Origin of the sequence: Microbacterium sp. NPDC028030 (assembly GCF_040637855.1) — a bacterium.
Taxonomy (GTDB): domain Bacteria; phylum Actinomycetota; class Actinomycetes; order Actinomycetales; family Microbacteriaceae; genus Microbacterium.
In genome coordinates this window covers 267281-281306 of record NZ_JBEZXF010000002.1, presented here as the reverse complement: position 1 = coordinate 281306, position 14026 = coordinate 267281, and the positions used below count along the sequence as shown (strand labels likewise).

Genomic DNA, 14026 nt, shown 5'->3' with positions numbered 1-14026 from the left:
AGATCACTCCGGAGAGTGACGGGAGCGATACTCGGGAGTGATGCCCGCCGGCGCACCCGCTGCATAGCGTGCTCGAGTGGACATCCTCAACGAGCTCATCATGCAGGCCATCGCCTCGCCCTGGCTGTATCTGGTCCTGTTCGCCGTCACCGTCATCGACGGCTTCTTCCCGCCCGTGCCGAGTGAGACGGTTCTCGTCGCCGCAGCAGCCGTGACCGCGTCCACCGGAGAGGGCAACCTGCTACTCCTGGGCGCCGTCGCCGCGGTGGGCGCGGCCATCGGCGACAACATCGCCTTCGTGATCGGCAGGGGACTCGGCACGACCCGCTTCGCCTGGATGAAGCGCCCTCGCATCGCCGCGGCATTCGAACACGCGCAGCGCGCACTCGACCGGCGCAGCGCGACCCTCATCCTCGGGGCCCGGTACATCCCGGTGGGGCGGGTGGCCGTCAACATGTCTGCCGGCGCTCTCGGCTTCCCCTGGCGCCGCTTCCTTCCGTTGAGCCTGATCGCCGGCCTCAGCTGGAGCGTCTTCAGCCTCGTCATCGGCCTCCTCGCCGGAGCGTGGATCAAGGACCAGCCGCTGCTCAGCGCCGGTATCGGCATCGTCATCGCGCTCGTGATCGGTTTCGCGATCGACCGGGTCGCCGCTGCCCGTCGCAACCGTGCACCGTCTCCGCAACTGGCAGGATGACAGTCATGGCACGCCGCCGAGAGCGCCCACCGCTGCGCCAACGGATCAACCGTCGCACCGCCGCGCTCGTCGCCCTGGGTGCGGCGGTCGTGGCGCTGTACGCGATCCTCGTGCCGCTGCAGACGGTCCTCTACGGAACACCGCTGCCGCTGTCCTTCGTCCTCGGCGCCGCGCTGTGCGTCTCGCCTCTGCTCGCGGTCTCCCGCCCGCTGTGGGCCATCGGACTCTTCACCGCGGCCGCCCTCGTCCTGCCGCTCATCGTCGTCCCCGAGTCGGCGATCCAATCGCCGTGGCCGTGGTCCGTGCCGGCGCTGCTGACCTTCGTCGTCTTCGTCGGGGTCGTCACCTTCCTCCACGGCGCACGGCTCGGAGCCTTCGCGCTGATCCTCGGCGCGATCGCCTCGCTCCTCGCGCCCGTGCTCCGCCCCGACATGGTCGCACTGCCCGAGTCCTCGGCCAGCGCCACGGCCGACCTCATCGTCACCACCGCGGTGGCGTCGGCCATGTTCCTCATCGCCGCGCTGGTCGCCGGGCGTGCGCGGGTCGCCGCCGAGCTGACGCGCGAGAAGGAGCACAGCGCTCTCGAAGAGGCCAGGCGCGCCCTCGTGGAGGAACGCACCCGGATCGCCCGAGAGCTGCACGATGTGGTCGCTCACAGCATGTCGGTGATCCAGGTGCAGGCGTCCACGGCCCGCTATCGCATCCCGGACCTCACAGACGCGGCGACCGCGGAGTTCGACGACATCGCCGCGACGGCCCGCAGCTCCCTCACCGAGATGCGTCGCATGCTCGGAGTGCTGCGTACCGAGGATCAGACGGCCGAGCTGGCACCGCAGCAGGGCATCGACGACATCCCCGCCCTCGTCGAAAGCATCCGTCGCGCGGGGGTCGAGGTCGGGCTGGTGCTCGAAGGAGGAGAGGCTGCCGCCGGAGCTGCCTCGGCCGTGCAGATCGCCGCGTTCCGAATCGTCCAGGAGGCCCTGAGCAACGCGGTGCGCCACGCGCCGGGCGCCCGGATCGCGGTCCGCCTGCACGCAGAGGCCCGCAGCATCCGCATCCGCGTCCACAACGCCGCACCTCCGCACAGGCCGGAGGGACACGCGGGCGGATACGGCCTCCGCGGCATGCGCGAGCGAGCCGAGATCCTCGGCGGAAGCCTCTCCGCCGGACCTGCGACGGATGGCGGGTGGGACGTGGATGCCGTGCTTCCCCTCGACCCCGCCACCACCATCACACCCTCCCCTGCACTCGACAAGGAGACTCCGTGACGATCAGCGTGCTCATCGCCGACGACCAGGCCATGGTGCGCGCCGGATTCGCCGCACTGCTCGATGCGCACGAGGGCATCCATGTGGCAGGTCAGGCCGCGAACGGCGCCGAAGCCGTCACGCTCGCCGCGCGCCTGGATCCCGACGTGATCCTGATGGATGTGCGCATGCCGGAGCTCGACGGGATCGAGGCCACCCGGCGCATCCTCGGGCCGTCGTATCCTGCGGCACACGTGCCGCGGATCCTCATGCTCACCACCTTCGACATCGACGACTACGTGTACGACGCACTGGAGGCCGGCGCCAGCGGCTTCCTGCTGAAGGATGCCCTGCCCGAGGAGCTCGTGCACGCGGTGCGGGTCGTCGCCGGCGGAGACGCCCTGCTCGCTCCGAGCGTCACCCGACGCATGATCGAGCAGTTCGCCGGTCGTCGCCCGCGCGCTCCGCGCTCGTCGACCGCCTTGGCAGAGCTGACCGACCGCGAGCGCGAGGTGCTGATCCTGATCGGCAAGGGGCGTTCGAACACCGAGATCGCCGGCGACCTGTTCATCGCCGAGCAGACGGTGAAGACGCACGTCGGCAAGGTGCTGGCGAAGCTGAACCTGCGCGACCGCGTGCATGCGGTGATCCTCGCGTACGACACCGGACTCGTCGAGCCGTCGTCCTGACTCACCCCGTCGTAGGGGGTCGCAACGGCACCCGAGGGTGATGTCTTCGGGATCACCGCGTCCATAGTCTCCTGGGACACCGCTCCCGAGGAGGACTCATGGCCATCGTCCACGCGCCGCATACCGTCGCTTCCGCGCCTCCTCGGCGCGCCACGCGCGACACCGGGATCGACTTCCTCAGGGCGCTGTGCGTCGTCGGCGTCGTCCTCCTGCACTCGATCATGGTCGGCGTCACCGTCACCGACGCCGGTCCCGTCTTCGAGAACGCCAGCGACGGGACCGGGTGGATCGCCCCGCTCAGCTGGCTCCTCCAGGTGATGCCGCTGTTCTTCGTGATCGGGGGGTTCTCGGGGCTGCTCGCCTACCGACGGATGCGCGAACGCGGCGGAACGGCTGTCGGGTTCGTCGCCGGTCGTGTTCACCGCCTGCTGCGACCGGCCGTGTTCACGATCGCGGTCGTCGGTGTCGGGCTCGCACTCCTGACGATCTTCGGTGTTCCGGCCGACCTGATCGCGACGGCCGGCTTCCGCTACGGGCAGCCGCTCTGGTTCCTCGGCGTCTTCCTGCTCTGCCAGGCGCTGCTTCCCCTACTCGCGTCGGCCCACGAGCACGCCCCCCTCCGCACCATCGCCGCGCTGGCCGTGGCATCGGTCGCGGTCGACGTGCTGCGTGCAGCGACCGGGCTCGAGGGGCTCGGTTTCCTGAACCTCGCATTCGTGTGGATGGCACTGCAGCAGCTCGGCTTCTTCCTCGCCGACGGACGCATCGATGCGCTCAGCCGCCGTGTCAGGGCCGCCGCAGGCATCGGCGCCCTGTCGCTCCTCATCGCCACGTTCCTGACGGGGCTCTACTCCCCCGACCTGATCGCGAACATCAACCCGCCGACCGCGGCCCTCCTGCTCGTCGGCATCGCGCACACCAGCCTGCTGTCGCTGCACCGCGAGTGCCTCGAGCGCTTCAGCCGCCGTGCGCGTGTCGCGGCCTTCACCGGGTTCGTGACCGCACGCACGATGACGATCTACCTCTGGCACATGCCCGTCCTGCTCGTGATGGCCGGCGCGACCGCGGTCTACGCTCTGACCACCGACGCCGTCCTCCCGGCGCTGGACAGCGCGGACTGGTGGGCGGCTCGACCGCTCTGGCTCGCGACCGCGCTGGCTCTCAGCGCGCTCGCTGCCGTGGCCTTCGCCCGGTTCGAAGCGCAGCCGGCACCACGGGCCACCACGTCGGCGGCTCGCCTCGCGGTCGGCACGGTGAGCGGTCTGGTGGGCGTCGTACTGCTCCTTGCCCTCGGCACGTCGGTCGCCACGGCGCTGATCGCGGTGGCGCTGATCGCCGGAGCCCTCAGGCTCGCCGCCGTCGGCGGGTCGCTCCCCTCGTCCGGCGCGACGGCGCTCGTCCCCGCGTAGGGGGTCAGCCCATGCCCCGCGCCGCCAGCGCATCTCCCACGTCGTCCGCATGCCGCAGCGCCATCACCAGCACGGGGACGACCGTGCGGACGCCGAGCCGCACACCACGCGCCCGCTCCGCCTCTCGCACGCGCTGCGCGAACCCTGCGATCACCGGGATCGTCGTGATCGTCAGCGAGATCGTGAGCGCCACCGCATCCGGATCCCGCCCGAACCGACGGAGCGGACGCAGCAGCCGGTGCAGGACGGCGAGGAGAGCGGACATTCGGGTCGTGAGCGTCAGCAGGCTCGCCAGGAGCAGCACGGCGACGACGCGCCCCGTGTTGATCCACGCAGCGAGCGGGGAGACGAAGATCACGAGCGCGGCGGCGAGCACGAGGATGATCCACCGCAGACGCCAGATCTCCGCGACCGGCACCCGGAGCGACAGGCCGGCGACGCCGTACAGCCCGAGGACGATCAGGAGCGAGACGGCGATGCTCACAGCGTCGTGCGGATACAACGACAGCACGAGCGCGCCGATGGCCAGCGCGGCGAGCTTGAGGCCTGCCGGAGCGCGATGGATGATGCCGGTGCCGTCGCGGTACAGCGCGATCACGCGCACACCCGCCGATACGCGTCGATCACGGCGGCAGGATCGCCCGACGCGACGATCCGCCCCTCGTCGAACAGCACGGCCGTCTCGCAGCGAGCGGCCAGGTCGAGGTCATGCGTCACCACGACGACCTGGGCCTCCTGCGAGAGCAGGAGATCGCCGATACGGCGGGCATTGCGCAGGTCGAGGAGCGTCGTCGGTTCGTCCGCCACGATCAGCTTGGGGTCCGTGATCAGCACCGAGGCGAGGGCGAGCATCTGCTTCTGCCCCCCGGAGAGGCTCGACGCTGGAGCGTCGGCGTGGTCGCCCAGTCCGTGCGAAGCGAGGGTCGCGCGCACCCGCTCGGCCGCCGCCTGCTTCGGATGCCCGCGCAGCGACAGCGCGAGATCTTCGGCCGGCGTCGGCATCAGGATCTGTGCATCGGGGTTGGTGAACACGAACCCGACGCGCCGTCGAACGGCCGCACGGTCCTGCACGCTGTCGAGCCCGTGCACCGAGACCCTGCCACTCGAGGGCGCCAGCAGCCCGTTCAGCAGTCGTGCGAACGTCGACTTGCCCGACCCGTTCGCACCGATCACGGCGATCGTCGGCGCGGTCAGCTCCACCGAGATGTCGTGCAGGACCGGCTTGTCATCGAGCCGCACCGAGACACGGTCGAGCGAGATGGCTGCCACCGCGACATCCGCTGCTCCCCTCATGCCGCTCCTTTCCCAGGAACCGATCCCGCACCGCGAGCTCGCTCCTGAACACCGTTCACCTGAACGTCGTTCACTATAATCGGACCATGAGCCCGGAGACGAATCAGGCACGGCACGACCGCGACAGCGTCGCCCGCAGCGCACTCGCCCTCCTCGACGAGGTCGGACTCGCCGACCTCTCCATGCGGCGCATCGCCGCCCGGCTCGACGTGCAGCCCAGCGCGCTCTACTGGCACTTCGCGAACAAACAGGAGCTGCTCGCCGAGCTCGCCGACCGCATCACGGCCTCGATCCCCGAGAGCGGCCAGGGGGTGCTCGCGACCGCCCGCGGCATCCGCGACGCCCTGTTCGCCTACCGCGACGGCGCGGAGCTCGTGCTCAGCACCTATGCTCTCCAGCTCGGCTCATCGCATGCACAGCAGGTCCTCACGGCAGCGCTGCGTGCACAAGGCGCGATCGATGCCGACGATCGCGGGGCGGCGATCCTGCATTTCGTGCTGGGGCACGCCACGCTCGTTCAGCAGCGCATGCATGCCGACAGTCACGGCGCATTGCCCGCCGCACCCGACCCTGATGTGACCGCGGGACTCGATCGCATCTTCGACCTCGGCGTCGCCGCTCTCGCGGGAGACCTCAACGAACGGGCGACTCCGCCGCATGCCCGAGCCTGAGGCCGGGAACCACGGCGATCGCCAGCAGAGCGATGCAGAAGGCGAACACCACCGCGAACGCACCGGCCCCGCCGCCCAGCGACGCGACGCCCAGGCCGGCGAGGGCGATCGCGACGGCGGAACCGGTCGCATCCGAGATCGACAGCGCTGAGGAGTTGAAGCCCTGATTCGTCTCGTCCGAGTAGGCCAGGGTCAGCACGGTCAGTCGCGGATACAGCAGCCCCATGCCGGTGCCGGCGAACGCCCAGCCGACCACGACCACGACCGGGGACACGTCAAACAGCGCGGCGACGAGGACGCACGAGAGCGCGATCAGCAGCGAGCCGAGACTGATCAGGGTGATGCGGCGATTGCCCAGCCGCTCGCCGAAGCGTCCCTGCAGCGCGGATGCGCCCGCCCACGCCAGTGCCGCCAGCATCAGAGCGACCCCTGCCCAGGTGGCGCTGAAGCCGAACTTCTTGATGAGCAGATACGGGATGTAGGCCTCGGCGGCGAAGAACGCGCCCGCCGCGATGCCGCGCGTCAACACGACGCTCGGAAGCCCGCGCCCCGCCAGAAGCGTGCGTCGGGGCAGCAGCGGCAGCACGGCAAAACCGATGGCGAGGACCGCAGCGAGTGCAACCGGCCACCCGACGGGCGGGGTCATGTCGGCCGAGAACCCGACCACGACGGCCAGCACCGCCACGACGACGGCGAGCAGGAGGCGGATGACGAGCGCACGACGATCCTGCGGCTCCCCGTGACCGAGGTCGACGCCGCGGAGCCGTACCGCGATCATCAGGAAGGCCGCAGCGGTGAGGACCGCGACTCCCAGGAACGCCCAACGCCAATCGAGGTACTCGGCGACGGCTCCGGCGAGGAACGGACCGACCATCGACGGCACCACCCAGGCGGCAGCGAACGCCGCGAAGATCCTGCCGTGCAGATGCGGTGGATACAACCGGGCCACGACGACGTACAACGCCACCGTCTGCCCGCCCGCGCCGAGTCCCTGGACCAGACGTCCGAGCAGGAACTGGTGCATCGTCACCGCGAAGCCCGACAGCAGCAGCCCGATGATGAACAGCGCCACGGCGACGTAGAGCGCGCCGCGCGGCCCCCGCGCATCCGACCACGCCCCCGTGGCGACCATGCCGATCACGCTCGTGGCGAGTGTGCCGGCGAAGGCCACCGCGAACAGGGCCTCCCCGTCGAGCGCCTCGCTGACGATCGGCATCACCGTCGTGACCGCGAGTGCCTCGATCGCCGCGAGGAAGATCAGCGCTACCGCGCCGAGAGTCACCCAGATGCGGTGGCGATCCCAGATCGTCGCGACGTCGGAGGGCGGCGTCATCGGCCCACGAGCGCGGCGATGCGCTCGATGGCCTCGGTGAGGATCTCCGGGCTGGTACCGAAGTTCAGCCGCACGTACCCGGCTCCCTCGGCACCGAACGCCGGACCGAAGTGCAGGGCCACCTTCGCGTCCCGGAGGATGCGTCGCGCGGGGTTCTCACCCCACTCGAGTGCGGTGAGGTCGATCCACGCAAGGTACCCGGCGTCGGGAAGCCGATAGCGCGCCGCAGGAAGGTGCGCCGCGAGAAGATCCTCCAGGAGCACCCGGTTCTCGTCGAGTGTGCGCAGCAGCCCGTCGAGCCACGGGTCGCTCTCCTCCGAGAACGCGGCGACCGCAGCGAGCAGACCGAACTGGCCCGTGCGCCATTCGACTTCGACCGGGAGTCCACGCACCACGGCGCTCGTCTCCTCGTCGGCAGTCACCATCAGTGCACACTTGAGCCCCGCGAGATTGAAGGCCTTGCTGGCGCTGACGACCGCATAGCCGACCCGCGCTGCGGCATCGCTGGCGGCGAGGAAGGGGGTGAAGCCGGCACCGGGCTGTGCGAGCGGGGCGTGGATCTCGTCGGACACCACCGACACGCCGAACTCCTCGGCGAGTTCGGCGAGGGCGGCAAGACTCTCGCGGTCGTGCACCGTGCCGGTCGGGTTGTGCGGGTTGCAGAGCAGGATCGCCGTGGCCCCGCCCTCGAAGGCCTCGCGGATCCCGTCGAGGTCGAGCTCCCAACGGGTGCCGGTATCGCGCAGCGGAACCCGCTCGACCTCGGCACCGGCCTCCTCGACGAGGTCATAGAACGGCGGATACACGGGCGGTGTGACGACCACGCGCTCCCCCGGCTGGGTGACGCGACGAAGGAGCTCCACGATCCCCATGCTCACGTCCGCCGTGCTGCGCATGCGCGCAGGGTCGGGCTTCCACCCGTACCGCCGGCTCGCGAACGCCGCGAAGGAGGCGGCGAGCGGTGTCCTCGCCGCGACGTATCCCGTGTCGCCGAGGTCGACCGCACGCTGTAGGGCCGCGGTGATCGCGGGAGCGAGCGGGAAGTCGGTCTCTGCGACGAACAGCGGAAGGACGTCTGCGGGGTACTCCCGCCACTTCTCGCTGCTCCGCTCGCGAAGCTCCGCCAGAGACAGGGCCTTCACCTGAAGCATGGGTCCTCCCGAGGTTCCGACACGCGCCGTCGCCGTGTCATCGGAGCCGACGCGCGCAGATACCGCCTGTCGACGGTGCTCCCGTGCAGGGTCAGATGGCGAAGCCGAGGGCGCGCATCATGTCGCGCCCGTCGTCGGTGATCCGCTCGGGACCCCACGGCGGCATCCAGACCCAGTTGATCCGGAACCGATCGACCACGTTGTCCAGCGCCTGAGCGGTCTGGTCTTCGAGCACGTCGGTGAGAGGGCAGCCCGCGCTGGTGAGCGTCATGTGTATGACGAGAGCATCGTTCTCGTCATCCCATGCGAGGTCGTAGATGAGGCCGAGGTCGACGACATTGATCCCGAGTTCGGGGTCCATGACGTCTTTGAGCGCCTCGGTGACCGCGTCGTACTTCTCGTCCGTGAGGGTCGCTGTCATGCGATCAGCCTACGCCTCGATAGGGGCTGCGGGGTCGAGGAAACGGTCGTATCCCTCGTTCTCCAGCCGGTCGGCGAGCTCGGGGCCGCCCTCTTCGACGATCTTGCCCGCAACCACCACGTGCACGAAGTCGGGGCGGATGTAGCGGAGGATGCGGGTGTAGTGCGTGATCAGCAGCACACCGAGTCCGGTGGCATCCTTCGCCCGGTTGACACCCTCGGAGACGATCTTCAGCGCATCGACGTCGAGGCCGGAGTCGGTCTCGTCGAGGACGGCGAACTTCGGCTTCAGCACCTCGAGCTGCAGGATCTCGTGGCGCTTCTTCTCGCCGCCGGAGAAGCCCTCGTTGACGTTGCGCTGCGCGAACTTCGGGTCCATGCGCAGGTTCGACATGGCCTCCTTGACGTCCTTGGTCCAGCCGCGGATCGCCGGCGCTTCGCCGTCGAGGGCGGTCTTCGCCGTGCGCAGGAAGTTTGTCACCGTGACGCCGGGGATCTCGACCGGGTACTGCATGGCGAGGAAGAGTCCGGCGCGTGCGCGCTCGTCGACGCTCATGGCCAGGACGTCCTGACCGTCGAACGTGATGGAACCGGAGGTCACCGTGTACTTCGGGTGACCGGCGATCGTGTAGGCCAGAGTGGACTTGCCCGAGCCGTTGGGGCCCATGATGGCGTGCGTCTCACCGGTGTTCATGGTGAGGTTGATTCCGTTGAGGATCGGGGTGGTCCCCGCCTCGGTCTCGACCGTCACGTGCAGGTCGCGGATCTCGAGAACAGACATTCTTCAGACTTCCTTAATCACAGTCGGATCGATGAGCACGTCGTCGCCGTCGATCTGGACGACGTAGACCGGAACGGGCTCATATGCGGGGAGATTCTGGGGCTTGCCGGTGAGCAAGGAGAAGGCGGAGCCGTGCGCCCAGCACTCCACCGTGTCGCCTTCCACGAAGCCCTCGGACAGCGAGATGTCACCGTGCGTGCAGGTGTCGCCGATCGCGTGGATCACACCTTCCCCGTCCTTGATCACGGTGATGGGCACTCCGCTCGGCTCCACGCGCAGGGGTGTGTCCTGCTCGAGGTCGGCGACGCCGCAGACGCGCTCCGCGGTCATGCGCTCACCTCGGCGAGCTCCGTCTCGATGGCCGCCAGCAGCTCGGTCTCGAGGGCGGGGATGCCGAGGCGCTGCACGATGTCGGTGAGGAATCCGAGCACGACCAGGCGTCGGGCCTCTTCCTCGGTGATACCGCGGGCCTGCAGGTAGAAGAGCTGCTCGTCGTCGAAACGACCGGTGGCGCTCGCGTGCCCCGCACCGAGGATGTCGCCCGTCTCGATCTCGAGGTTCGGGATGGAGTCGGCGCGTGCGCCCTCTGTGAGCACCAGGTTGCGGTTCGCCTCGTAGGAGTCGGTTCCCGTGGCGTCGGCGCCGATCAGCACGTCGCCGATCCAGACGCTGTGGGCGCTCTGACCCTGCAGCGCCCCCTTGTACAGCACGTCGCCCTTGGTGTGCGGCCCCTTGTGGTGCAGGTACACCTGGCTCTCGAGGTGCTGCCCGGCGTCCGCGTACGACAGCCCGTAGAGGTAGCCCTCCGACCCGGAGCCCGCGAGCTCCACGCTGGGGTTCACGCGCACGACGCCGCCACCGAAGCTGACCACGAAGTGCTTGAGGGTGGCATCGGCACCGACGCGGGCCTGGTGCGCCGCGGCATGCACGGCATCGTCGTCCCACTGCTGGACCGACACGACGGTGAGCTTCGCGCCGTCGCGGACGATGATCTCGACGTTCTGTGCGTACTGAGCGGATCCCTTGTGCTGCAGCACGACGGTCGCCGCGCTGTGCTCCAGCGCCTCGATCACGATGTGCGCATCCGCGCGACGATCGGAGCCCAGACCGGTGAGGGCGACGAGGATCGGCTCTGCGACCTCTTCCTCGCGCGGGATGCGCACGTGCAGCGCGTCGGTGCTCCCCTGCCAGGCCACTGCTGCGGTGACGTCCTCCGCGAGGAAGACCTCTCCTCGTGGGGCGTCACCGGCCTTCAGCCCGGAGGCGGCGTACTCTCCGCCGGAGACGAAGGTCACGTCCACGCCGTCGTTCGCCGTGGCGATGGTGAACAGCGGCGCGAGCTGGGCGACCGGAGTGTGCTTCCAGTTGACCTCGCGGCCGGTGGGCGAGCCGAAGTCCGCCGGATCGAAGGAGTGCGGACGCTCGGAGCGGGTCTGCACCGGGACGAATCCGGCATCGGCCACCTGGGCTGCCGGGTCGATGTGCGCGTTCGTGTGCTGCGCCTCGCTGGGCGCGGTCGTCGAGGCCGCCATTTAGCCGACCGATCCTTCCATGCCCATCTCGATGAGCTTGTTCAGTTCCATCGCGTACTCCATGGGCAGTTCCCGTGCGATCGGCTCGATGAAGCCGCGCACGATCATCGCCATCGCCTCGTCCTCCGGCATGCCGCGGGACTGCAGGTAGAACAGCTGCTCCTCGCTCACCTTCGAGACCGTGGCCTCGTGGCCGAGCTGCACGTCGTCGACGCGGATGTCGATCGCAGGATACGTGTCGGAGCGGGACTTGGTGTCGACGAGGAGCGCGTCACAGCGCACCGTGTTCGCGGAGTGGTGCGCATTGGCATCGACGCGGACTTCGCCGCGGTAACCGGCACGGCCTCCGCCGCGGGCGATCGACTTCGAGACGATCGACGACTGCGTGTACGGCGCCATGTGGATCATCTTCGCTCCGGCGTCCTGGTGCTGACCAGGACCGGCGAAGGCGACGGACAGCGTCTCACCCTTGGCGTGCTCGCCCATCAGGTAGATCGACGGGTACTTCATCGTAACCTTGGAGCCGATGTTGCCGTCGACCCACTCCATGGTCGCGCCCTCGTGCGCCACGGCGCGCTTGGTGACCAGGTTGTAGACGTTGTTCGACCAGTTCTGGATCGTCGTGTACCGCACGCGGGCGTTCTTCTTCACGATGATCTCGACCACGGCCGAGTGCAGGGAGTCCGACTTGTAGATCGGGGCCGTGCAGCCTTCGATGTAGTGGACGTAGCTGTCCTCGTCGGCGATGATCAGGGTCCGCTCGAACTGCCCCATGTTCTCGGTGTTGATGCGGAAGTAGGCCTGTAGCGGGATCTCGACGTGCACGCCCTTGGGGACGTAGACGAAGGAGCCGCCCGACCAGACGGCGGTGTTCAGCGCGGCGAACTTGTTGTCACCGGCGGGGATGACCGTGCCGAAGTACTCCTCGAAGAACTCCGGGTGCTCGCGGAGCGCGGTGTCGGTGTCCATGAAGATGACGCCCTGCGCCTCCAGGTCCTCGCGGATCTGGTGGTAGACGACCTCGGACTCGTACTGCGCGGCGACGCCCGCGACGAGGCGCTGACGCTCGGCCTCGGGGATGCCCAGGCGCTCGTAGGTCTCGCGGATCTCCTCGGGGAGGTCTTCCCAGCTCTGCGCCTGCTTCTCGGTGGAGCGGACGAAGTATTTGATGTTGTCGAAGTCGATGTCGCTGAGGTCGGCACCCCAGGTCGGCATCGGCTTGCGGCCGAAGAGCTGATAGCCCTTCAGGCGGGTCTTCAGCATCCACTCGGGTTCGTTCTTGAGAGCCGAGATCCCGCGGACGACCTCTTCTGAGATCCCGCGCTTCGCGACGGCACCCGCAGCGTCCTCGTCGTGCCAGCCGAACTCGTACACCCCCAGTCCGTCAAGCTCCGGGCGGTCGATCAGCACATCCGACATCCAACACTCTCCTCACAGGTCCCAAACGGTGTCATCCGCCCCGACACACCTGATCCCCGTCGAGTCTGCGGGAGCGGGTGCCGTTGGTGGGCCCTCATCACTGGCGCTTCCATCGCGCCTAAACTGTTGACGATGCTTCAGCGCGGTCAGCGCTCATCGCAACAATCCGATTCTACAGGTTCCGCCTGCCAGACGGGCCATGCCCGCCCGTTCGCGTGCGGTCCGGAGGACACATGACCGATACGACGATGCCCGCCTCCTCGACGACGCGAGCGGTTCCGCCTCGCTCCGCGGTGTGGGGCCGCGCGTTGACGGTGTTCGCGTGGCTCTCGTTCGTCAGCGAGACCATCATCATCGGCACGGGCGGCGCCGTACGCCTCACCGGCTCGGGACTCGGCTGCTCCGACTGGCCGCTGTGCACGCCGGAGTCCCTCGTGCCGATCCTCGAAGTGCAGGGCGTCCACGGACTCATCGAGTTCGGGAATCGACTGATGACGGGCGTGGTCGGCATCATCGCCCTCGTCGTCGTGCTGCTTGTCCTGCACACCATCAGCGGCGCACGGGCGCTCAAGACGGCGCTCTGGTATGCCCTGTTCGGGATCATCGCCGCCGGTGTCGCCTTCGCCATCGCGACGCCGTTCCACTTCCCTGCCTCGCCCATCGCGCTCGGTGTGCTCCTCATCGCGGTGATCGCAGCGGCGGTGCACTCCGTACGAACGACCCCGACTCGTCGCGACCTGGTGCTGCTCGCGTGGCTCGTGCTGATCGGCGTCGTCGCGCAGGCACTCGTCGGGGGCATCACCGTCCTCACCGGCCTCAACCCCTTCATCGTGGGATTCCACTACACGTCGTCCCTTCTCCTCGTCTGCGTCACCGCGGCGTTCCTGGTCCGGCTGAAGGCCGTCCCCGGTCCTCGAGAGAGCGCCGTCCCCTCCTGGTTCGCAGCGGTCACGCATGTCACGGGCCTCGCGCTGGCGGTGACCATCGTGTTCGGTGTCCTGACGACGGGATCCGGCCCGCACTCCGGAGACGCCGATGTGCTGCGGCACGGATTCGACGCGACCGTGCTGGCTCACGTGCACTCCTGGCCGGGATACGTGCTCGCCGCACTCGTCCTGTTCCTGACGGTGTCCGCCTGGGTGCTGCGCCTGGAGCCGAGGCGGTGGCTGCTGGTCCTGGTCATCGCGATCCTCGTGCAGGTCGGCGTCGGGGTCTGGCAGGCACGCGAAGGACTGCCGCCCCTGCTGGTGGGCATCCACATGGTGCTGGCGTCGCTCTCGGCGGCGGCCTACACGGTGGTCGTGCTGCACCTGAAGCGCCCGGCACGCACCGACGGATGACGTCCACAGTCGATCCATAGCTCGCACATCGCAGACTCACCGGCGCC

At 68.9% G+C, this 14026-nt stretch carries 15 protein-coding genes; 6 read left to right on the top strand and 9 right to left on the bottom strand.

What is annotated here, in order from left to right; all coding sequences use genetic code 11:
- The first annotated feature begins 76 nt into the window (after positions 1-76).
- The 4 genes from AB0E56_RS10180 to AB0E56_RS10165 all read left to right on the top strand — a co-directional run bounded on the left by AB0E56_RS10180 (position 77) and on the right by AB0E56_RS10165 (position 4039).
- Positions 77-694, top strand: a complete 618-nt coding sequence (locus AB0E56_RS10180) for a VTT domain-containing protein (RefSeq protein WP_359798641.1) — start codon at positions 77-79, stop codon at positions 692-694.
- Between the two features lie 5 nt (positions 695-699).
- Positions 700-1962 (top strand): sensor histidine kinase, encoded by a 1263-nt coding sequence (locus tag AB0E56_RS10175; RefSeq protein ID WP_359798640.1) that lies wholly within the window; start codon positions 700-702, stop codon positions 1960-1962.
- Positions 1959-2630: a response regulator transcription factor gene (locus tag AB0E56_RS10170; protein WP_359798638.1), complete on the top strand. Its 672-nt coding sequence runs from the start codon at positions 1959-1961 to the stop codon at positions 2628-2630. Before AB0E56_RS10175 ends, AB0E56_RS10170 begins: the two co-directional genes overlap by 4 nt.
- Before the next feature lie 98 nt (positions 2631-2728).
- Positions 2729-4039, top strand: coding sequence for an acyltransferase (locus AB0E56_RS10165; protein WP_359798637.1), 1311 nt, complete (start codon positions 2729-2731; stop codon positions 4037-4039).
- 4 nt (positions 4040-4043) lie between these two features.
- Here AB0E56_RS10165 and AB0E56_RS10160 read toward each other — a convergent pair whose 3' ends face one another.
- Together AB0E56_RS10160 and AB0E56_RS10155 are read right to left on the bottom strand one after the other, a co-directional pair.
- Positions 4044-4637: a CbiQ family ECF transporter T component gene (locus AB0E56_RS10160; protein ID WP_359798636.1), complete on the bottom strand. Its 594-nt coding sequence runs from the start codon at positions 4635-4637 to the stop codon at positions 4044-4046.
- On the bottom strand, positions 4634-5332 hold the full coding sequence (locus AB0E56_RS10155; protein ID WP_359798634.1) for an ABC transporter ATP-binding protein: 699 nt from the start codon (positions 5330-5332) through the stop codon (positions 4634-4636). The genes AB0E56_RS10160 and AB0E56_RS10155 overlap by 4 nt, the downstream gene beginning before the upstream one ends.
- A gap of 86 nt (positions 5333-5418) precedes the next feature.
- Here AB0E56_RS10155 and AB0E56_RS10150 point away from each other — a divergent pair, with 86 nt between their 5' ends.
- Positions 5419-6003: a TetR family transcriptional regulator gene (locus AB0E56_RS10150; RefSeq protein WP_359798633.1), complete on the top strand. Its 585-nt coding sequence runs from the start codon at positions 5419-5421 to the stop codon at positions 6001-6003.
- Here AB0E56_RS10150 and AB0E56_RS10145 read toward each other — a convergent pair.
- The 7 genes from AB0E56_RS10145 to sufB all read right to left on the bottom strand — a co-directional run bounded on the left by AB0E56_RS10145 (position 5966) and on the right by sufB (position 12639).
- Positions 5966-7336 (bottom strand): MFS transporter, encoded by a 1371-nt coding sequence (locus AB0E56_RS10145; protein WP_359798631.1) that lies wholly within the window; start codon positions 7334-7336, stop codon positions 5966-5968. The two genes, AB0E56_RS10150 and AB0E56_RS10145, sit on opposite strands and share 38 nt — an antisense overlap.
- Complete coding sequence (locus tag AB0E56_RS10140) at positions 7333-8487, bottom strand: aminotransferase class I/II-fold pyridoxal phosphate-dependent enzyme (protein WP_359798629.1); 1155 nt, start codon at positions 8485-8487, stop codon at positions 7333-7335. The genes AB0E56_RS10145 and AB0E56_RS10140 overlap by 4 nt, the downstream gene beginning before the upstream one ends.
- A 91-nt stretch (positions 8488-8578) precedes the next feature.
- Positions 8579-8908 (bottom strand): metal-sulfur cluster assembly factor, encoded by a 330-nt coding sequence (locus AB0E56_RS10135; RefSeq protein WP_017202280.1) that lies wholly within the window; start codon positions 8906-8908, stop codon positions 8579-8581.
- A gap of 9 nt (positions 8909-8917) precedes the next feature.
- On the bottom strand, positions 8918-9688 hold the full coding sequence (gene sufC, locus AB0E56_RS10130) for a Fe-S cluster assembly ATPase SufC (RefSeq protein ID WP_359798628.1): 771 nt from the start codon (positions 9686-9688) through the stop codon (positions 8918-8920).
- 3 nt (positions 9689-9691) lie between these two features.
- The gene (locus tag AB0E56_RS10125; protein ID WP_183150169.1) at positions 9692-10018 is read right to left on the bottom strand and encodes a non-heme iron oxygenase ferredoxin subunit; all 327 of its coding nucleotides are present in this window, start codon (positions 10016-10018) and stop codon (positions 9692-9694) included.
- On the bottom strand, positions 10015-11220 hold the full coding sequence (gene sufD, locus AB0E56_RS10120) for a Fe-S cluster assembly protein SufD (RefSeq protein ID WP_359798627.1): 1206 nt from the start codon (positions 11218-11220) through the stop codon (positions 10015-10017). Before sufD ends, AB0E56_RS10125 begins: the two co-directional genes overlap by 4 nt.
- Positions 11221-12639 carry a Fe-S cluster assembly protein SufB gene (gene sufB, locus AB0E56_RS10115; protein ID WP_136030161.1) on the bottom strand — a complete coding sequence of 473 codons (1419 nt, stop codon included), beginning with the start codon at positions 12637-12639 and terminating at the stop codon, positions 11221-11223.
- Positions 12640-12872: 233 nt separating this feature from the next.
- Between sufB and AB0E56_RS10110 the strand changes: the two genes are divergently transcribed.
- Positions 12873-13979 carry a COX15/CtaA family protein gene (locus tag AB0E56_RS10110; protein WP_359798625.1) on the top strand — a complete coding sequence of 369 codons (1107 nt, stop codon included), beginning with the start codon at positions 12873-12875 and terminating at the stop codon, positions 13977-13979.
- Positions 13980-14026: the final 47 nt, after the last annotated feature.